The following is a 17,800-nucleotide window of genomic DNA, read 5'->3' as shown; positions in this document are numbered from 1 at the left end:
CTATACGGGAGGCTTGGACCTCGCGCACCACCTCGACCGCCTCGCCGCGCTGCTCGCCGCCGAGCGCGACGAGGAGCGGGCCCGCTTCGCCGAGGCGAAGGGGCGCCTCTCGCTCGCCGAGCGCGAGGCGCGCGGGCTGGCCATCGCGGACGTGGAGGCGCAGGACGAGGGCGCGCTGGCCGGGCGGGCGCTGGTGACGTTCGGGCGCGGCGGGCGCCCGCTGCCGGGCGGGCGGATCGGCGCGGGGAGCCTGGTGTCGGTGGCGCAGCGCCGCGACACGCCGCCGGACGCGCCGCAGGGCGTGGTGGCGCGGCGCACGCGCACCACGGTGGCGGTGGCGTTCGACGAGCCGCCGCCGGACTGGGTCACCGACGGCCGGGTGGTGCTCGAGCTCGAGCCGTCGCCAGTCACGTGGGAGCGGCTCTCCGGCGGCCTGCGCCGCCTCCGCGACGATCGCGCCGGGAAGCGCTGGCACGCGGTGCTCGCGGGCGAGCCGGCCCGCTTCCTCCGCGCGCCCCGCGGCCCCGCGCTGGACGCGCCGCTCAACCCGGAGCAGCAGGCCGCGCTCGAGCTCGCCGACCGCGCCGAGGACCTCGCGCTCGTGCACGGGCCGCCCGGCACCGGCAAGACCACCGTGCTCGTGGAGGTGATCCGCCGCGCCGCCGCCCGCGGGGAAACCGTGCTCGCGGCCGCGCCCTCCAACCTGGCGGTGGACAACCTGGTGGAGCGGCTCGCCGCGGCGGGCCTCGCCTGCGTGCGGGTGGGCCACCCGGCGCGCGTGCTCCCGGGCCTGCTCGAGCACACGCTCGAGGCGCGGGTGGAGGCGCACGAGGCGGCGCGGATCGCGCAGGACCTCGTGGACCAGGCGCTCGCGCTGCGGCGCGACGCGCGCAAGCGGCGGAAGAAGCGCGGCCCGGGCCGGTTCAGCGCGTCGCGGGAGCAGGAGCGGGAGGCGCGGGCGCTGCTCGCCGAGGCGCGCCGGCTCGAGGCGCGGGCCGAGGCGGAGGTGCTGGAGCGGGCGCAGGTGGTGCTCGCCACGCTCACCTCGCTCGACGCGCCGGCGCTCGCCGGCCGCCGCTTCGCGCTCGCGGTGGTGGACGAGGCCACCCAGGCGGTCGAGCCGGCCGCGTACCTGGCGCTGCTGCGCGCCGACCGCGCCGTGCTGGCCGGCGACCACCTGCAGCTGCCGCCCACGGTGCTCTCCGCCGCGGCGCAGGCGGGCGGGCTGGGGGTGTCGCTGTTCGAGCGGCTGGTGGAGGCGCACGGCGACCGGGCGCGGGTGATGCTCGCCGAGCAGCACCGCATGAACGCGCGGATCATGGCGTTCCCCTCCGAGGCGCTCTACGGCGGCGCGCTCCGCGCCCACCCGGCCGCGGCCGGCCGCGCCATCGACGACGCGCCGCTCGAGCTGGTGGACACCTCCGGGCGCGGCTTCGAGGAGGAGACGCCGGAGGGCTCCGACTCGAAGCAGAACGCCGGCGAGGCGGAGCTGGCGGCGTCGGAGGTCCGGCGCCTGCTCGCGGCCGGGCTCGCCCCCGCGGACGTGGCGGTGATCTCGCCGTACGACGCGCAGGTGCAGCGGCTCCGGCAGCTCCTCGCCGACGAGCTGGAGGCGGGCCTCGAGGTGGACACGGTGGACGGCTTCCAGGGGCGCGAGAAGGAGGCGGTGGTGGTGTCGCTGGTGCGCTCCAACGAGGCGGGCGAGGTGGGCTTCCTCGCCGACGTGCGCCGCATGAACGTGGCGCTCACCCGCGCGCGCGCGAAGCTGGTGGTGGTGGGCGACGGCAGCACCGTGTCGCGCCACCCGTTCTACCGGAGCTTCCTCGAGCACGCCGAGCGCGCCGGCGCGTGGCGGAGCGCGTGGGAGCGGTGACGCCCGGGCCGGCTTTGCGCGCGCGGCGGCTCCGCGCGTAAGCTCCGCCTCCGCATGATCCGCAGCACGTTCCGGCTCGCGCCCGGCATCGGCCCCTACCTCGAGGGGAAGCTCTGGAACGCCGGCATCCGGCGCTGGGCCGACCTGCCCGCCGCGCCCGCGGTGGCGCTCTCGCCGAGGATCGACGCGCGGCTGCGCGACGCGGTGGCCCGCGCCGAGGCCGCGCTGGAGGCCGGCGACGCCGACGCGCTCGCCGCCATGATCCCGCGCAACGAGCGGTGGCGGCTCTACCCCGCGTTCGCCGGGGACGCCGCGTTCCTCGACGTCGAGACCGACGGCGAGCGGCTCACCTGCGTGGGCGTGCTGGACGCGTCCGGGCCGCGCCTGTTCCTGGACGGGCGCGATCTCGACGCGTTCCCGGAGGCGGCGCGCGGCTGGAAGGTGCTCGTCACCTACAACGGCCTCGCGTTCGACGAGCCGGTGCTCCGGCGCGCGTTCCCCGGCTGGCGCCCGCCGCGCGCGCACGTGGACCTCTGCCACCTCTGGCGCCGCCTCGGCCACGAGGGTGGCCTGAAGCGGCTGGAGGAGGAGACCGGCGTCGGCCGCCCGGCGCACCTCCACGGCCTCTCCGGCCTGGACGCGGTCCGGCTCTGGCGCGCCTGGCAGGAGCGGGGCGACGCCGACGCGCTCCGGCTGTTCGCCGAGTACAACCTGCACGACGCGGTCAACCTCCGGACGCTCATGGGCCTCGGCTACAACCGGCTGGTTGAGCGCCTGCGGCTCCCGGCCGCGCCGGTGCCGGTCTCGGAGCGCGGCGACGTCCGCTACGACCTGACGAAGCTGCTCCTGACGCTGTAGGGCCGGCCCGCGGTGATGCGCCCGGGCGGCCGTCGGGTGGGGCCGCCCGGGGCCGGCGGCGCGCGGCCGGCCGCACGCCCGGAGCCCGGCCGGACGACGAGCCTCGATCTCCCGGGCCTCCGCCGCTAGAATCCGCGGCCTCATGACCGAGCAGATCACCCCCGAGATCGTCGCGCAGCACGGCCTCAAGCCGGACGAGTACCAGCGCATCCTCGAGCACCTCGGGCGCGTGCCCACGCTCACCGAGCTGGGCGTGTTCTCGGTCATGTGGAGCGAGCACTGCTCCTACAAGTCGTCGCGCGTCCACCTGAAGACGTTCCCGACCAGCGGGCCGCGCGTGCTGCAGGGGCCGGGCGAGAACGCGGGCGTGGTGGACCTCGGCGACGGGCTCGCCGCCGCGTTCAAGATGGAGAGCCACAACCACCCGAGCTACATCGAGCCGTACCAGGGCGCGGCCACCGGCGTGGGCGGCATCCTCCGCGACGTGTTCACCATGGGCGCCCGCCCCATCGCCTCCCTGAACGCGCTCCGCTTCGGCGACCCGAGCCACCCGCGGACCGCCTACCTGCTGGAGGGCGTGGTGGCCGGCATCGGCGGCTACGGCAACTGCATGGGCGTGCCCACCGTGGGCGGCGAGGTGGCGTTCCACCCCTCGTACAACGGCAACTGCCTGGTGAACGCGTTCACGCTCGGCATCCTCCCGGCCGACAAGATCTTCCGCGGCACCGCCGCCGGCGTCGGCAACCCGGTGATGTACGTCGGCGCGAAGACCGGCCGCGACGGCATCCACGGCGCCACCATGGCCTCGGCCGAGTTCGACGCCTCCACCGAGGAGAAGCGCCCGACGGTGCAGGTCGGCGACCCGTTCATGGAGAAGCTGCTGCTCGAGGCGTGCCTCGAGCTGTTCCAGACCGACGCGGTGGTCGGCATCCAGGACATGGGCGCCGCCGGCCTCACCAGCTCGTCGGTGGAGATGGCCGGGCGCGGCGGGAACGGGCTCGACCTGTTCCTCGACAAGGTGCCGCTCCGCGAGGAGGGGATGACGCCCTACGAGATCCTCCTCTCCGAGTCGCAGGAGCGCATGCTGCTCGTGGCGGCCGAGGGCAAGGAGGAGCTGGTCCGGAGCATCTGCGAGAAGTGGGACCTCGACGTGGCGGTGATCGGGCGGGTGACCGCCAGCGGCCGCTGGCGCGCGCACTGGCGCGGCGAGGTGGTGGCCGACCTGCCGGTGGACCCGCTCACCGAGGGCGCGCCGAAGTACCACCGCCCCATGACCCCGCACCCGGCGCTGCCGGCGCTGCACGCGTTCGACCCGGCCACGCTGCCGGAGCCGTCCGACCTCGGCGCGGCGCTGCTCCGGCTGCTCGCCCGGCCCACCATCGCGTCGAAGGAGTGGGTCTACCGTCAGTACGACCACATGGTCCGGCTGGTCGGCGCGGTGCGGCCCGGCGGCGACGCCGCGGTGGTGCGGCTCGCGGTCTCGCACGAGAAGCACGCGCACAAGGGCATCGCGCTCTCGGTGGGCGTGAACGGCCGGTTCTGCTTCCTCGACCCGTACCTCGGCGCCATGCACGCGGTGGCCGAGTGCGCCCGCAACATCGCCTGCGTGGGCGGCGAGCCCATCGCCATCACCGACTGCCTGAACTTCGGCAACCCCGAGAAGCCGGAGATCATGTGGCAGTTCGCCGAGTGCGTGCGCGGCATCGGCGACGCCTGCCGCGCGTTCGGCACCCCGGTCGTCTCCGGCAACGTCTCGCTCTACAACGAGACCGAGGGCCAGGGCATCCTGCCCACGCCCACCGTCGGCATGGTGGGCCTGGTCGAGCCGGTGGAGCGCACCTGCCACTCCACGTTCCGGGCCGCCGGCGACGTCGTCGCGCTGGTGGGGAGCCTCCAGGGCGAGGTGGGCGGGTCCGAGTACCTGTCCGCGGAGCACGGCAAGGAGGCCGGCCGCCCGCCGGCGCTCGACCTCGCGCGCGAGAAGGCGGTGCAGGAGACGGTCCGCCGCGCCGTCCGCGCCGGCCTGCTCTCCTCGGCGCACGACTGCTCCGAGGGCGGCCTCGCGGTGGCGCTCGCCGAGAGCTGCATGATGCACGAGGTCCCCGCGGACGGCTCGACGCCGGCCTGGATCGGCTGCGCGGTGCGCATCCCCTTCCCGGTCCGCAAGGACTTCGTGCTGTTCGGCGAGGACGCGAGCCGCATCCTGGTGTCGCTGCCGAAGGAGAACGCCGCCCGGTTCGTGGAGCTGGCGCAGGAGTGCGGCGCGCCGGTCATCCGCCTCGGCGCGGTGGGCGGCGACCGGCTGGAGATCCAGGGCGCGCTCTCGGTGCCGGTCGAGGAGCTGGCGCGCGCGTGGCGCGACGGCATCCCCGCCGTCCTCCGCCGGGACGCGGCGCACGCCGGGGCGGCCGCGCCGGCCTAGCGCACGCCTGCGAGGGGCGCCGGCCGGCGCCCCCATCTCGTGGGCGGCGCACGCCCTCCACCTGGAGTAAGGACTGGACGCGCCCCATGGACACCGTCGAGCTCGCCTGCATCTTCGTCCGGGCCGAGGGGGACCGCCTGCTCGCGGCGGAGCGGCTCGTCCTCTCCCTGCCGCACGTGCTCGGCGAGGGGCTCGAGCGCTGCGGGCTCGCGTTCGCCTCGTCCACCCGGTTCCTGGCGGTGGCGGTCGCCGTCCGCGGCGGCGCCGCGCCGGAGGCGGCGCGGGCGCGCCTCGCGTTCTGGACCGCGCGCGCCGGCGGCCGGCTCCTCGCCCCCGCCCAGGCGCCCGACGCGGAGCGGGAGCGGCTCCGCGCGCAGGTGGACGCGTGCGACGTGGTCGCCGAGGGCATCCTCCCCGGCGACCTGCTCGAGGCCTCGGGGCGCTTCTTCGGCGAGGCCGGCGCGCCGGCGGGGCGCCACCGGAGCGCCGCCGCGCGCCCGGTGCTGTGCATGGACGTGGGCGGGCCCGGCTGGCAGGGCGTGCAGTGCGATCCCAAGGCCGGGACGCTGTTCGTGGCGGCGCCCATCGCGCCGCCGCCCGGCGACGTGCTCGCCCTCGCGCTCCGGCTCCCCGGGGTGGCGCGGCCGGTGGAGGCGCGCGCCACCGTGATGGACGTGCGGGGCCCCGCGCAGGCGCGGCCCGGCGCGCCGGCCGGCTACACGCTGCGCCTCGACGAGCCCCCGCCGGCCCTGCGCGATGCGCTCGCCCGCAAGGCGGCCGGCGCGAGCGAGGTCGGCGCCGGCACGCGCGCCACCGCCCGCTTCGCGGTGAGCGCCCCGGTCACGGTCGTCCCGCTGCCGCCGCCCGATCCCGCCGGGCAGGCGCGCATCGAGTACGCGACCGCGAGCGAGCTCGCCTCCGACTGGATCGAGAACCTCTCGCAGGGCGGCGCGTTCGTGCGCACCGCCCGGCCGGCCAAGGTGGGCGCGCAGCTCGTGCTCCGCCTCGCCCTGCCGAACGGCGTCGAGCTCTCCACGCCCGCCCGCGTGGTGTTCGCGAGCGCGAGCGGCATGGGGGTGCGGTTCACGCTCGACGCCGAGGCGGACGCGATCCTCTCCGCGGCGGTGGCGCAGCTCTCCGGCCGGCCGCGCCGCGCGCTGGTGGTGGACGACGACGCGCTGCTCCGCCGGATGCTCGCCGACGCGCTCGGCGGCCGCGGGTTCGAGGTGCTCACCGCGGCGGACGCGACCGAGGGGCTCCGCGTGCTGGCGGAGGAGGTGCTGGCGCTCGACCTCCTCGTCACCGACGTGCGCATGCCGGGCATGGACGGCGCCGAGCTGGTGCGCCGGATCCGCACCGTGGGCGGCGAGGCGGACCTCGCCATCGTGGCGGTCACCGGCCGGCTCGAGGAAGGGCTGGAGCCGCGGCTCGCGGACGCCGGCGCCGACGCGGTCCTGGACAAGGCGCTCGGGGTCGAGCGCATCGCCCAGGCCGCCGACGCGGTGGTGGAGCGCCGCCGGGCCGACCCCGGCGGCGCGCCCCGTTACTGACAGGTCCGCACGTAGCTGAAGGTCGCGCTTGGCGTGGTGGGGGAGTCCGCGCCGTCGGTCACCGAGAACGTCTGCGTGCTGGTCGCCTGCGTGGCGGTGCAGGTGGCGACCTCCGGGGCCACGGCCGTCGCGCCCTCGCACGCTCCGCCCTCGCACCGCACGCTCATCGGGGTCACGCCGGCGGAGAACGCCACCTGGACCGGATCGCCGTCCGGGTCCGAGACCTTCGGCGCCACCGCGTAGGTCCGGGCCGGGATGACCAGCGGGTACTGCACGCACACCGACCCCGACCAGCGGCAGCAGAGCGCGTCGTCCGGCGGGCGGGTGCAGGCGACGACCTGCGTGACCGTGGAGCTGGTGGCGGTGGGCAGGCCGTTGCCGATCGAGAGCTGCGCCGCGGGCAGCGCGGTCGCGGTCCAGGGATCGGCGATCGAGGGCGCGATCGTGTGCAGGCCGACGAAGGCCGCGAGGTCGGAAGGGGTCTGGTACGCGCCGCTGCACTCGACGATCACGGCGCCGTCGGACAGGAGCGTGAGCCGGTCGCAGGCCGCGTCGCCGGTGCCGCCGGTGGGCCAGATGGGGTCGCCGTCCGGATCCACCACGCGCCACAGCTCCTGCGTGGCGCGGTAGCGCCGGGCGATGGGGTCGAACGCGTGGAGGATCCCGAGCCCGCCGGACGGCGCCGACACCACCGCGGGCGGGCGGTTGCCCACGGTGACCGGCAGGTCGGCCCGCGCCGGCTCGCCGTTCGCGTCCGCGACCGTCACCACGATGGTGCGCTCCAGCCCCGCGCCGCCGGTGAGGTACGCCGCGTCGGCCGGCGAGGTGTACGGCACGGCCACGCGGAAGGTGAGCGCGGCGCCGAGGTCCTCGCCCTCGAAGACGCCCCCGTCGCCGTCGCCGGCGTGGTGCCACGTCACGGTGCGCGGCTCGAGCGGATCGCCGTCCGGGTCGGTCACCGAGATCGGGATCCGCCCGTCCGCGACGAGGCGCGGGCCCGCCGCGTCGTACGCGTGCGCCGCCTCGGGCGGCGGCGTGACGGCGATGGCCGGGGGGCGGTTGCCGACGCTCACCCGCGTGGCCGCGGCGCCGAGCACGCCCGCGTCGTCGGCGGCCTCGACCCGGAACACCCAGTCCCCCGAGATGGCGGCGCCGTCCGTCTCGATGGCCACCGCCGGCGCGGCGTCCTCCGGCCCGGGGGTGAAGGTCGCGCGGCGGTCGGCGCCGAGGGGGCGGCCGGCGGGCGGCTCCACGGTCCAGCGCCAGCGGACCGATCCCTGCGCGCCGGCTGCCGACAGCGTCGCCGACAGCGCCACCGGGCCGTCGGGGGCGCAGCGGAGCGGCTCGCCCTGGCACAGGTGCCCGAGCGCGACGTCCGGGCCGGCGGTGACCGGCGGCGTGCCGGCGTACGGCGCGACGTCCAGCTCGAGCCGGGCTGGCGCGCTCTCGAGCCCGAGCTGGTCGCGCACCACCAGCTCGACCGCGTAGCGGCCGGCGCACGCGAAGCGCACGCGCGCCAGCGGGCCGGTGCCGGCCACGGTGGGCGGCGCGCAGGGCGCGCCCACGGGCGCGATCGTCCAGGCGTGCGAGGCGACCGCGTCGCGCGGCGCGTCCGGATCGGCGCTCCCGCCGCCGTCCAGCTCGACGAGCGCGAACGCCTGCGGCGAGGCGGGCGGGGCGATGACCGCGACCGGCGGCGCGTTCGCGACGCAGGCGCCGCCCACGCAGCGCGCCGCCGCGCCGCAGCCGTCGTCGGCCTGGCACGCGCGCGGCGCGGCGCCGCCGCCCGAGCAGCCCGCTCCCGCTGCGATGACGAAGATGATGATCCCGAGCCGCTCCACGAACCCTGCGCTGCGCATCGGCCGTCCTCCTGGAAGGCGAAGTTCACGGATCGTACGGACGCACGATCCGGTTTCAAGCGGCGCGGTTGCACTGCGAGTGTCGTACCAGGGAGCAGATCCACCTTTCGCGAGTGATCCCGCAGCCCGGACGCCGGGTCGAGTCCGCGCCTCGGGTGGGCGGTCCGCGACGCGGACCCTGCGGCGCGCCCAAGCCGGGGTGGGTCACGCGGATCCACACGCGTCGGGGACGCTGCACGCCGCTTGCAGCGGGCGACGCAGCTGTGCTGATAGTGCGGGGCGCACTCAGCGTGATGGATCGTGCGGAGGTGACGATGGCGCTTTCGGGCGTGATGGGCATGGTGATCGCGGCGGCGGTCGCCTCGGGCGGAGAGCGCCTGCTGCTGTGCCGGCCGGTGGTGGACGGCGATCCGGCGCTGGCCCGGGCCGAGGCCGTCGGCGAGGCTGCGCGCGCGCGGCCGGGGCGCTGGCTCGACTACGGCGTCGCCTGCGACGGCGCGCCGGAGGGCGCGCGCGCCGCGCGGCGGGCCGGGCTCGCGCACGCGGTGGTGGCGCGCGCCGAGGGCCGCTCGGACGGGAGCCGCTTCCTGCTGGTGCTGACCGACGCCACCACCGAGGAGGCGCGCGCGCAGCGCATGGTGGAGGTGCCGCCGGGCAAGGACGCGGTGAGGCCGCTGCGGACCGCGCTGGACGGGCTGTTCCGGGCGCTGCCGCCCGAGCCGGGACCGGGCGCGGGGCGGATCGCGGCCTGGAGCCTGGCCGGCGCGGGGGCGGCGTCCGTGATCGCCGGGGTGGCGCTGGCGGTCTCCGCGTCGAGCGCGGCGGACCGGGCCGACGGCGCCGGCGATCCGGCCGCGTACACGCGGGCACGCGCCGACTGGCGCAGCCGCCGCCGGTGGAGCGCGGCGGCCCTCGGGGCCGGCGGCGCGGCGCTCGCGGCCGGGCTCACCTGGCGATTCGCCTTCTAGGAGGAGCGACATGAACCGGATGCTGGCGCTGGCGGCGGTGCTCGCCGTGGGGTGCAGTGGCGTGAAGGACGATCGGCAGGGCTGCGCGCGCAGCGCCGACTGCCCGGCGGGCGAGACCTGCGCGTCCACGCCGGACGGCGCGGTCTGCTGGCCCGACGCGCAGCCGCCCGCCGTGAGCGGCGTGGCGGTGACCTGCGGTCCGCCCTGCCTGCGCGACGGGACGCTGCGCGTGGAGGCCACGGTCGCCGACGACCGCGAGGTGGGCGAGGTCGCGGTGGCGCTCGACCTCGACCCGTCGCGCGCGGTGCCGATGGCCCGCGCCGGCGGCCGCTGGGTGGCCCAGGTGCCGCTCGAGGGCTACGCGTTCCCCGCGTTCGAGCGTGCCGTGGTCGCGACGGTGACGGCGCGCGACGGGGCGAGGAACGCAAGCATCCCCGTGGATGCCCCGGCGCAGACCGTGACGAGGCTCCGCTGGGCCCAGGCGGCAGATAGCGGAGCGACGGTGGCGCTCAGCTCTCCCGCCGTCGACGCCGGAACCGTCATCCTCGGAGGCAGCAACGGGAAGGTCTATCGATTCGACGCATCGGGCTTGCCTGTGGGCGAGCCCGTGCAACTGACGGGAGGGGCGGCGGGGACGCCTGCGGTGACGGGGACCGATACCTGGGTCGGAACACAGGGCGGATCCCTGTACATGATCGACGCCAACGGTCAGGCGACGTCGGCGTCGTGTTCGCCCGGCGAACCGTTGGCCGGCCCACCTACGGTCACGGGTGATTGGGTTGTGGTCGCGTCCCAGGCGGCCCTGCTGTTGGTCACTAACGAGACCGGATTCTGCGATCAGACGAGCGTGTTCGGCCCCGTCAGCGTGCCCACTGCGGCATCAGGAGGGTTCGTGTTCGCTGCATCATCGGGAACCCTTCTCAAATATTCGCTGCCGTCCAATGGCGTCTTGCGCACTGAGTGGGGAACGGTCGGCACGCCTGTACCTCCAGTTGTCGGCGACGCTGTTTCCGGCCCCATGGCTATCGACGACGCCGATGCGATCTGGACCGTGGCCCAGAACGGCAACCTGAACCGCACGACGATGGACGCGGCCACCGCCACCGTTGGAACGGTGGCGCTCGGAAGCTCCGGCCCGATCGTCCTGTCCGACGGCAGCGTCGTGGTCGGCAGCGGCGCCGGGATGCTCCAGCGCTTCTCCACGGCCGCCGCCCCGCCATGGACCGAAAGCGAGCCGCTGAACGGCGTGCCGGCCGTCCCGCTCGCGCTCGCCGGCGAGCGGCCGGCGCTCCTCGTCCCGACCTCGACCGGCCGGCTCTACGCCGTGAACGCCGGCGACGGCAAGATCGCCTGGAGCGTGAAGCTGTCCGCCACCGGCCAGGCCCTCCAGCCCGCCAACGTCCACGGCACGCCCGGCGCGGCCACCTCCACCGCCTACGTGGCCGGGGCCGACGGCAAGCTCTACGCGGTGATCGTGGACGGGCAGCTCGACCGCGCCGCGCCGTGGCCCAAGGCGTTCCACGACCCGCGCAACACCGGCAACGCGGGGGCGTTGCCGTGAGGCGCGCGCTCGTCGCCGCCGCCTGCGCGCTGGCCACCTCCGGCGCCGGCGCGGTGGAGCGGCTCGGGGTGATGGCGGTGGCCGACCCGCCGGCCGGGCCCGACGCCGAGCTCACCGAGCTCGCGCACCAGCTCCGCGCCGCGTGCCGCGACCGGGTCGGCGGGGTGGAGGAGGTGGCCACCATGCGGCGGCGGCTGCTCGGCCAGGGCTCCGACGCGACGCTCTCCGAGCTGGACCGCGCCTACGGCGGCGCGCTGGCGGTGTACCAGAACGGCGAGTTCGACAGCTCGGTCCGCACCCTGCGGGCCATCGTGGACGACCTGGAGGCGCTGCCCGAGGGCGAGGAGGCGTACTTCCAGTGGAAGCGCGCCATGCTCCGGCTGGCCCACGCCTCGCTCAGCCTGGGGCAGGAGCGCGAGATGGAGCGCGCCTTCCTCGCGCTCGCCCGCACCGACCCCGCGCTGCAGCCGGATCCGGACCAGTACTCGCCCGGCTTCCGCCGCCGCTTCGAGGAGGTGAAGGCGCGGGTGCGCGCGCTGCCGCGGCGCCGCCTGCACGTCGCGTCGGAGGGGCGGTCCGGCACCGTCTACGTGAACGGCCGCGCCATGGGCACGACGCCCGTGACGCTGACGCTGCCGGCGGGGAGCTACCGCGTCGGCGGCGGCGCGGGCGCGCTGCGGGTGCCGAGCTTCACCGTGGACCTCGAGCCGGAGGACCGGAGCGTGGTGCTGGACTTCGCGCTGGCGGAGGCGCTGCGCGTGAACGCCGGCCCGGGGCTGGCGCTCGCGCCGGAGGCGCGCGGTTACGGCATCGTGCGCGCCGGCGCCTGGCTCGGCGTCGATCGCCTGCTGACGGTGAGCCGCGCGCAGGAGGGCCAGGCGCAGTTCCTGGTCGGCTCGATCTTCGACGTGCGCCGGGGCGCGCTGCTGCGCGAGGGCAGCGTGCGGCTGGTGGCCGGGGGCCTGCCGTCCGTGCAGGTCGGCGCGCTCGCGTCGTTCCTGCTCACCGGCCAGTCCTCGCGCGACGTGCAGAACCTGACGCAGCAGGGGCCGCGCGAGATCCGGCCGCCCCTGCCGCCCGTCGCCGAGGCGCCGCCCGTTCCGGCGGCGCCGCCGCCGGTCGCGCCGGCCGTCGCGCCGATCCCGGCGGCCGCGCCGCCGCCCGCGCCCGGGACCCAGACCCCCGCGCCACCCGCGCCCGTGGCCGCAGCGCCCGCCGTGGCGGCCGCCAGCGTGCCCGCGCCGGTGCGGTCGATCCTCGCCCCCGCCCCCCGCGCGGCGGCGCTGCCGGCGCCGGATCCGGCGGGTCGGGGCCTGGCGAAGGGCGCGCGGCCCGGCGCGGGGCCCGGCTGGATGCGCCCGGCGGCCATCGGCTCGGGCGCGCTCGCGCTCGGCCTGGCGGCGGTCGCCGTGCAGCAGGGGCTCGCCGCCTCCGGCCGCTACGCGGACGCGCGGGACATGCTCGGCCCCGACGGCCAGCTCCTGGCCGGCTCGGATCCGGGCCGCTACCGCGACCTCCGCGGCAGCGGGGACACCGCCCGGCGCAACGCGTTCGTGTCCGCCGGCGTCGCCGCGGCGTTCGCGGCCACCGCCGGCGTGCTGGGCTGGCTGTCGTGGGACGGGGACCGCGACGCCGATGCCGGTGGAGGGCTGGCGGTGCGCTTCTGAGGTCCCGAACCCACCGTCGGTCCCAAGCGGGTCCCCGCGTCGAGCCCGGCGCGGGGGTAAACAATCGGCTACCCACCTCGGAGCCGAGAACCGGATGCGCTACACGAAGATCTTCATCGTCCGCTGGGCCGACTGCGACGCGAACGGCCACATGCGCAACACCGCCTACAGCGAGTACGCCATCGACACGCGCATGAGCTGGCTCGCCGACCAGGGCTGGCCGTTCTCGCGCTTCGAGGAGCTCGGGATCGGCCCGGTGCTCCTGCGGGAGGAGATCGACTACGTCCGCGAGCTGCGCCTGGGCGACTCGGTCGAGGTGGACCTGACCGGCCTCGGGCTCTCCTCGGACGGCGCGCGCTGGAAGCTCGCGCACGAGTTCTGGCGGCCGGGCGGGAAGACGGCGGCGCGCATCGTGCTGAGCGGCGCGTGGATGGGCATGGAGTCGCGCCGGCTGGTGGTGCCGCCGGACGGGCTCACCGAGGCGATGCGGAAGGTCCCGCAAGGCCCGACGTGGGAGGAGCTGGCGCCGCTGAAGCCGCGCGAGTAGGCGGGGTCAGCGGCGGCCGGCCGCCGCCGGGGTGCGTCCAGCGCCCGCCGCGCCGCCGGGCGCGCGCTCCGGCGCGGCGCCGCGCACCGCCGCCGCCGCGGCCGCCACCGCCGGCTCGAGCCGCGCCGCGAGCGACGGGCCGTAGTACGTCCGCGGCGTCTCCCCGCGCTCCGCGGCCATCATCCGCGGGGTCTCCACGTAGCCGACGTAGCCGTTCACGAGCGAGACGATCTGCGCGCCCGGCCCGGCCGCGCGGCGCCAGTCCCCGGCGACCTCGGAGACCGGCTCGCCGGGCACCGCCACCAGCACGAGCCCGCCGAGCCGCAGCGCCTCCACGTCGGCGCGCGCCGGCATGGTGTCCCAGGACGCGTTGCTCGCGGCGCGGCGCAGGAGCGGCGGGACGGCCCCGGGATCCGGCGCGGGCAGCGGCACCTCGGCGGTGGCGAACGCGATCGCGGGCGCGGGGTCCGGCGCGGACCAGGCGAGCCCGTCCACCGCGCGCGCGAACGCGTCGCCGTAGCGATCGGTGGGCGTGCCCTCCGGACCCTTCACCGGCGTCGCCGCCTGATCGCCGAGCGCGCCCTGGAAGAAGAGCCGCACGCCGCGGCCGCCGCCGGCGAGGTAGCGGCCCGGCCAGTCGCCCGAGATGAGGAGGTTGGCGCGGCCGAGCGTGGTCGGGTGCGCGGCGAAGATCGCCACCTCGGAGACCGGCGTGCCGTCCGGCCGGTCGATCCGCACCACGGTGAGGCGGGCCTCGACCGGCCCCTCGGTCCGGTTGTACGCGAGCTCCTCGGCCCGCCCCTCGCCCACCGAGAGCCGCGCCGGGCCGGCGGCCGCCGCCGCGGCGCGGATGGCCTCGGCGATCCCCCCGGCGATGCGGTCGCGGAGGACCGGGTCGAACGGGCCGGTGGCGATGTGCTCGCCGAAGAGGTGATCCCAGTAGCCGCCGGGCCCGGAGTGCGTGTGCGTCGCGCCGACGAGCAGCCCGTCGAGCGGGACGTCGCCCAGCCGCGCGCGCACCGCCACCTCGAGCGCCTCGGGGACGAGCAGGATCTCCGCGGACGCGAGCGCGAAGCGGCACTCGCCGGCCGAGAGGACGAGCGCGCGGGCGCCCACCGGATCGCGGACCCCCTCGCTCCGGTACCGGAGCCGGGCGAAGCCGCCGATGGGCACGCCGGCCGGCAGCTCGAACGTCGCCGCGGCGGCGCCCGCGGACAGCGGACCCTGGCAGCGGCGCACGGCGGTGACGCGCGGCGCCTCCGCGGGACGCTCGCCGTGCCACGGGAGGGAGGCGACGGCGAGGATCGCGGCGGGAATTCCCAGGAGGAACGCGGCCGCGAGGAGGAGTCGTCTGGCGGGAGGCATTTTCAAGCGTGGATCGTTATACTCCCGCGCCTCATGGGGTACGACGCCGTCTACGACAAGCTGAAGGACGAGTGCGGCGTCTTCGGGATCTGGGCGGTGGGCCAGTCCGAAGAGGCCGCCAACTTCACCTACCTCGGCCTGCACGCGCTGCAGCACCGCGGGCAGGAATCCGCGGGGATCGTCTCGAGCGACGGCGAGACGCTCCACACCCACCGCGACATGGGCCTCGTCGCGGACATCTTCGACGCGGGCGTCCTCTCCACCCTCAAGGGCGGGGCCGCCATCGGCCACGTCCGCTACTCGACGACCGGCGCCTCGCACCTCAAGAACGCCCAGCCGCTCGCGGTGCAGTACGCCGGCGGCCCGGTGGCGCTCGCGCACAACGGCAACCTGGTGAACGCCGAGGCGCTGCGCGCGGAGCTGGAGGCGCAGGGGTCGATCTTCACCGCCTCCACCGACTCCGAGGTGATCGTCCACCTCATCGCCCGCGCCCGGGCGTCCGGCGCGCCGGGCTCGGCCGAGCAGCTGGTCGGCGCGGTCCGGCAGGCGCTGGGGCGGGTCTCGGGCGCGTACTCGATCCTGTTCCTCACCCCCAAGGTGATGGTGGGCGCGCGCGACCCGATGGGCTTCCGCCCGCTCGTGCTCGGGCGGCTGAAGGGGAGCTGGGTGCTCGCGAGCGAGACCACCGCGCTCGACCTCATCGAGGCCGAGTACGTGCGCGAGGTCGAGCCGGGCGAGCTCGTCATCGTGGACGGGAGCGGGCTGCGCAGCGAGCGGCTCTTCCCGGACGAGCGCCCGCCGGCGCGGCTCGGGCGCTGCGTGTTCGAGCACATCTACTTCGCGCGGCCGGACACGGTGCTGTTCGGCCGGTCGGTGTACGCGGTCCGCCACGGCTTCGGCCGGCAGCTCGCGCGCGAGCACGCGGTCAACGCCGACCTGGTGATCCCGGTCCCGGACTCCGGCGTCCCCGCCGCCATCGGCTACGCCGAGGAGAGCGGCATCCCGTTCGCGATGGGGCTGGTCCGGTCGCACTACGTCGGCCGCACCTTCATCGAGCCGCAGCAGTCGATCCGCCACTTCGGCGTGAAGCTGAAGCTGAACGCGCTGAAGGACGTGCTGAGCGGCAAGCGGGTGGTGGTGGTGGACGACTCGGTGGTGCGCGGCACCACCAGCCGGAAGATCGTGAAGATGCTGCGGTCGGCGGGGGCGCGCGAGGTGCACCTGCGCATCAGCTCGCCCCCCACCGCCTGGCCCTGCTACTACGGCATCGACACGCCGTCGCGGCAGGAGCTGGTCGCGAGCACGCACTCCATCGAGGAGATCGCGACCTACGTCACCGCCGACACGCTCGGCTACCTCTCGCTCGAGGGCATGTACGCGTCCATGGGCGAGGAGCGGACCGGGTTCTGCGACGCGTGCTTCACCGGCGACTACCTGGTCCAGTTCCCGAAGCGCACCGCGCCGCCGCCGCTCCGGCTGGTCGGCCAGTAGCCCCTCAGCTCCAGCGCGCGAGCCGCGCCGCCATGGCCGCGATCTCGCGGTCCGCCGGCGCGTGCGCGCGCGCCTCCTCGAAGCGGCGGAGCGCGAGCGCGGTCCGCCCGGCCGCGAGGTGCTCCATGCCCTCGTCGAACAGCCGCTGCGCGGTCGAGGGGCGGGCCAGGGGCGGCACGCCGGCGGCCGCCTCGGCCGCCGCGAGCGCCGCGCGCCAGGGCTCCGGGCCGGGCGACCCCGCGGCCTCGAGCACCAGGAGCCGCCGCGTCACCAGGCCGAACAGCGCCCCGACGGTCCGCTCCGAGGGCGCGCCGCCCAGCGACGCGAGCAGGCCGCCCACCCGGACCCCGGATCCCACCCGCCGCAGCACCGCCAGCTCGTCCGGCGTGAAGCCCAGCGCCGACGGCGGCGGCGCGCCGAGGTAGACGCGCGCCGCGAGCGGGAGCCGGTCCGGCGTGCGCCGGGCCGCGGCCGAGACGGCCGGGTCGGCGACGGCCAGCGCCTGGAACCAGGCGCGGTGCGAGGGCGTGCCCTCGAACGCGAGCCCGAGGCGCCCCGGCGCGCTCGGGCGGGACCACACCACCCGCGCGGCGGTGCGCACCTCGACGCGGAGCGCCGGCAGCGCGAGCGTCACCCGGAGCGAGCGCCCCGGCGCCACGCGCCGCCCCGAGACGAGCTGGCACCCGCCCGGCCCGAGGTCGGCGGTCTCGGCCGACCAGCGCCAGAGCCGCTGGCGCACCCGCACCTGGCAGCGCGCGGGCACGCGCGGCGAGGCGCGCGGGTTCAGGATGACGGCGTCTGGGCTCACGGGCGTCCGCGGGAAGAACGCGCACCATCAACGACGAACCCCGCCAGGCCGCAACGCTCATGACGGGGCCCTGGCCGTTGGGACGGGGTTGCGGCGCGACTCGAAGCCGGGGGGCTCGCGTTTGGCACCGCTCGCCCTGAGCCTGTCGAAGGGCGGGCGGAAATGGTCCACGCCACTCGAAGCCGGGGGGCCGTGGGTGCGGGTCCTCGTGGGCGCTCCCGCCCTCGCCCGCTCTCGCGACGTGGAGAAGGAATGCTCGGCGCGGGACTTCGGTCGGAGGACGCGCGCGGACGGCGCTCGACGCAGCTGGGCGCGCTCGCAAACTCGGCCGCACGTATCGCTGACGCGACGTGCGGCCTCAGACATGCTCGCCGCGCACGCCGGCTGGACACGCGCGCGAGAGGTGGTCGTCGCGGGCTGCGCCTGCGCTGACAGTCGCGGTCGCGGGCGAGGGCGTACGCGCTGCGGACGGGGGACCGTACTGGCGGCTTCGAGGTGTTCGGGGGCACTGCGCGAGAAATTCCTTGCCCCACGCCTCCCATCCACGTCAGGCCGCCACGGAGGCGATCCGGGCATTCGCGCCGGAGCGGAGCGCAGCGAGCCCTCGGAACGTCTCCAGTATCTTAGACCTGCACCGCCGGGGACAGCCGCTGCGAAGGGACCGGCGCAGCCGGCGCCGGCCCTGAACGCGCGGCTGGCCCGCACGGTGCGTCGGCTTCCACGATCCCACTGAACCGGTTCCGGCCAGCCATCCACGTCGCGGGCCTTGCGGAGCGAGCACCGCCGCGAACGCCCGGACCGCCGACCTAGCGGCCCGTGCCAGGACAGGGC

General features: G+C 76.6%; 12 protein-coding genes. 9 read left to right on the top strand and 3 right to left on the bottom strand.

What is annotated here, in order from left to right:
* Positions 1-13: 13 nt before the first annotated feature.
* The 4 genes from ADEH_RS21780 to ADEH_RS21765 all read left to right on the top strand — a co-directional run bounded on the left by ADEH_RS21780 (position 14) and on the right by ADEH_RS21765 (position 6,703).
* Positions 14-1,873: an AAA domain-containing protein gene (locus ADEH_RS21780; protein WP_011423262.1), complete on the top strand. Its 1,860-nt coding sequence runs from the start codon at positions 14-16 to the stop codon at positions 1,871-1,873.
* Positions 1,874-1,927: 54 nt separating this feature from the next.
* Positions 1,928-2,731 carry a ribonuclease H-like domain-containing protein gene (locus ADEH_RS21775; RefSeq protein WP_011423261.1) on the top strand — a complete coding sequence of 268 codons (804 nt, stop codon included), beginning with the start codon at positions 1,928-1,930 and terminating at the stop codon, positions 2,729-2,731.
* Positions 2,732-2,873: 142 nt separating this feature from the next.
* Entirely contained in the window at positions 2,874-5,153 is a 2,280-nt protein-coding gene (purL, locus tag ADEH_RS21770) for a phosphoribosylformylglycinamidine synthase subunit PurL (RefSeq protein ID WP_011423260.1), read from the top strand.
* An 86-nt stretch (positions 5,154-5,239) separates the two neighbouring features.
* A complete protein-coding gene (locus ADEH_RS21765; RefSeq protein ID WP_011423259.1) occupies positions 5,240-6,703 on the top strand; it encodes a response regulator in 1,464 nt (487 codons plus the stop codon).
* Here the strand turns inward: ADEH_RS21765 and ADEH_RS21760 are convergent.
* The gene (locus ADEH_RS21760; RefSeq protein WP_011423258.1) at positions 6,697-8,562 is read right to left on the bottom strand and encodes a hypothetical protein; all 1,866 of its coding nucleotides are present in this window, start codon (positions 8,560-8,562) and stop codon (positions 6,697-6,699) included. The genes ADEH_RS21765 and ADEH_RS21760 overlap by 7 nt on opposite strands.
* Positions 8,563-8,876: 314 nt before the next feature.
* Between ADEH_RS21760 and ADEH_RS21755 the strand changes: the two genes are divergently transcribed.
* From ADEH_RS21755 to ADEH_RS21740, 4 genes are all read left to right on the top strand, one after another.
* Positions 8,877-9,530 (top strand): hypothetical protein, encoded by a 654-nt coding sequence (locus ADEH_RS21755; protein ID WP_041453994.1) that lies wholly within the window; start codon positions 8,877-8,879, stop codon positions 9,528-9,530.
* 10 nt (positions 9,531-9,540) lie between these two features.
* Positions 9,541-11,091, top strand: coding sequence for a PQQ-binding-like beta-propeller repeat protein (locus ADEH_RS21750; protein WP_011423256.1), 1,551 nt, complete (start codon positions 9,541-9,543; stop codon positions 11,089-11,091).
* Positions 11,088-12,758 (top strand): PEGA domain-containing protein, encoded by a 1,671-nt coding sequence (locus ADEH_RS21745; RefSeq protein ID WP_011423255.1) that lies wholly within the window; start codon positions 11,088-11,090, stop codon positions 12,756-12,758. Before ADEH_RS21750 ends, ADEH_RS21745 begins: the two co-directional genes overlap by 4 nt.
* Before the next feature lie 94 nt (positions 12,759-12,852).
* Complete coding sequence (locus tag ADEH_RS21740; protein WP_011423254.1) at positions 12,853-13,305, top strand: acyl-CoA thioesterase; 453 nt, start codon at positions 12,853-12,855, stop codon at positions 13,303-13,305.
* 6 nt (positions 13,306-13,311) lie between these two features.
* Here ADEH_RS21740 and ADEH_RS21735 read toward each other — a convergent pair whose 3' ends face one another.
* Positions 13,312-14,670, bottom strand: a complete 1,359-nt coding sequence (locus tag ADEH_RS21735; RefSeq protein WP_041453765.1) for a neutral/alkaline non-lysosomal ceramidase N-terminal domain-containing protein — start codon at positions 14,668-14,670, stop codon at positions 13,312-13,314.
* 33 nt (positions 14,671-14,703) lie between these two features.
* On the opposite strand from ADEH_RS21735, the gene purF reads away from it, so the two are divergent.
* Entirely contained in the window at positions 14,704-16,161 is a 1,458-nt protein-coding gene (gene purF / locus ADEH_RS21730) for an amidophosphoribosyltransferase (RefSeq protein ID WP_011423252.1), read from the top strand.
* A gap of 4 nt (positions 16,162-16,165) precedes the next feature.
* Here purF and ADEH_RS21725 read toward each other — a convergent pair whose 3' ends face one another.
* Entirely contained in the window at positions 16,166-16,969 is an 804-nt protein-coding gene (locus ADEH_RS21725; RefSeq protein ID WP_011423251.1) for a PilZ domain-containing protein, read from the bottom strand.
* Between the last annotated feature and the right edge of the window lie 831 nt (positions 16,970-17,800).

This window comes from Anaeromyxobacter dehalogenans 2CP-C, assembly GCF_000013385.1.
Lineage (GTDB): Bacteria > Myxococcota > Myxococcia > Myxococcales > Anaeromyxobacteraceae > Anaeromyxobacter > Anaeromyxobacter dehalogenans_B.
Note: the sequence above shows the minus strand (reverse complement) of the source record. Positions and strands in the feature narration are given on the sequence as shown.

Excerpts from the sequence above, each read along its gene's own strand:
- ADEH_RS21775 (WP_011423261.1), top strand. The coding sequence starts at position 1,928 with ATGATCCGCAGCACGTTCCGGCTCGCGCCCGGCATCGGCCCCTACCTC.
- purL (WP_011423260.1), top strand. The coding sequence starts at position 2,874 with ATGACCGAGCAGATCACCCCCGAGATCGTCGCGCAGCACGGCCTCAAG.
- ADEH_RS21765 (WP_011423259.1), top strand. The coding sequence starts at position 5,240 with ATGGACACCGTCGAGCTCGCCTGCATCTTCGTCCGGGCCGAGGGGGAC.
- ADEH_RS21760 (WP_011423258.1), bottom strand. The coding sequence starts at position 8,562 with ATGCGCAGCGCAGGGTTCGTGGAGCGGCTCGGGATCATCATCTTCGTC.
- ADEH_RS21755 (WP_041453994.1), top strand. The coding sequence starts at position 8,877 with ATGGCGCTTTCGGGCGTGATGGGCATGGTGATCGCGGCGGCGGTCGCC.
- ADEH_RS21750 (WP_011423256.1), top strand. The coding sequence starts at position 9,541 with ATGAACCGGATGCTGGCGCTGGCGGCGGTGCTCGCCGTGGGGTGCAGT.
- ADEH_RS21740 (WP_011423254.1), top strand. The coding sequence starts at position 12,853 with ATGCGCTACACGAAGATCTTCATCGTCCGCTGGGCCGACTGCGACGCG.
- ADEH_RS21735 (WP_041453765.1), bottom strand. The coding sequence starts at position 14,670 with ATGCCTCCCGCCAGACGACTCCTCCTCGCGGCCGCGTTCCTCCTGGGA.
- purF (WP_011423252.1), top strand. The coding sequence starts at position 14,704 with ATGGGGTACGACGCCGTCTACGACAAGCTGAAGGACGAGTGCGGCGTC.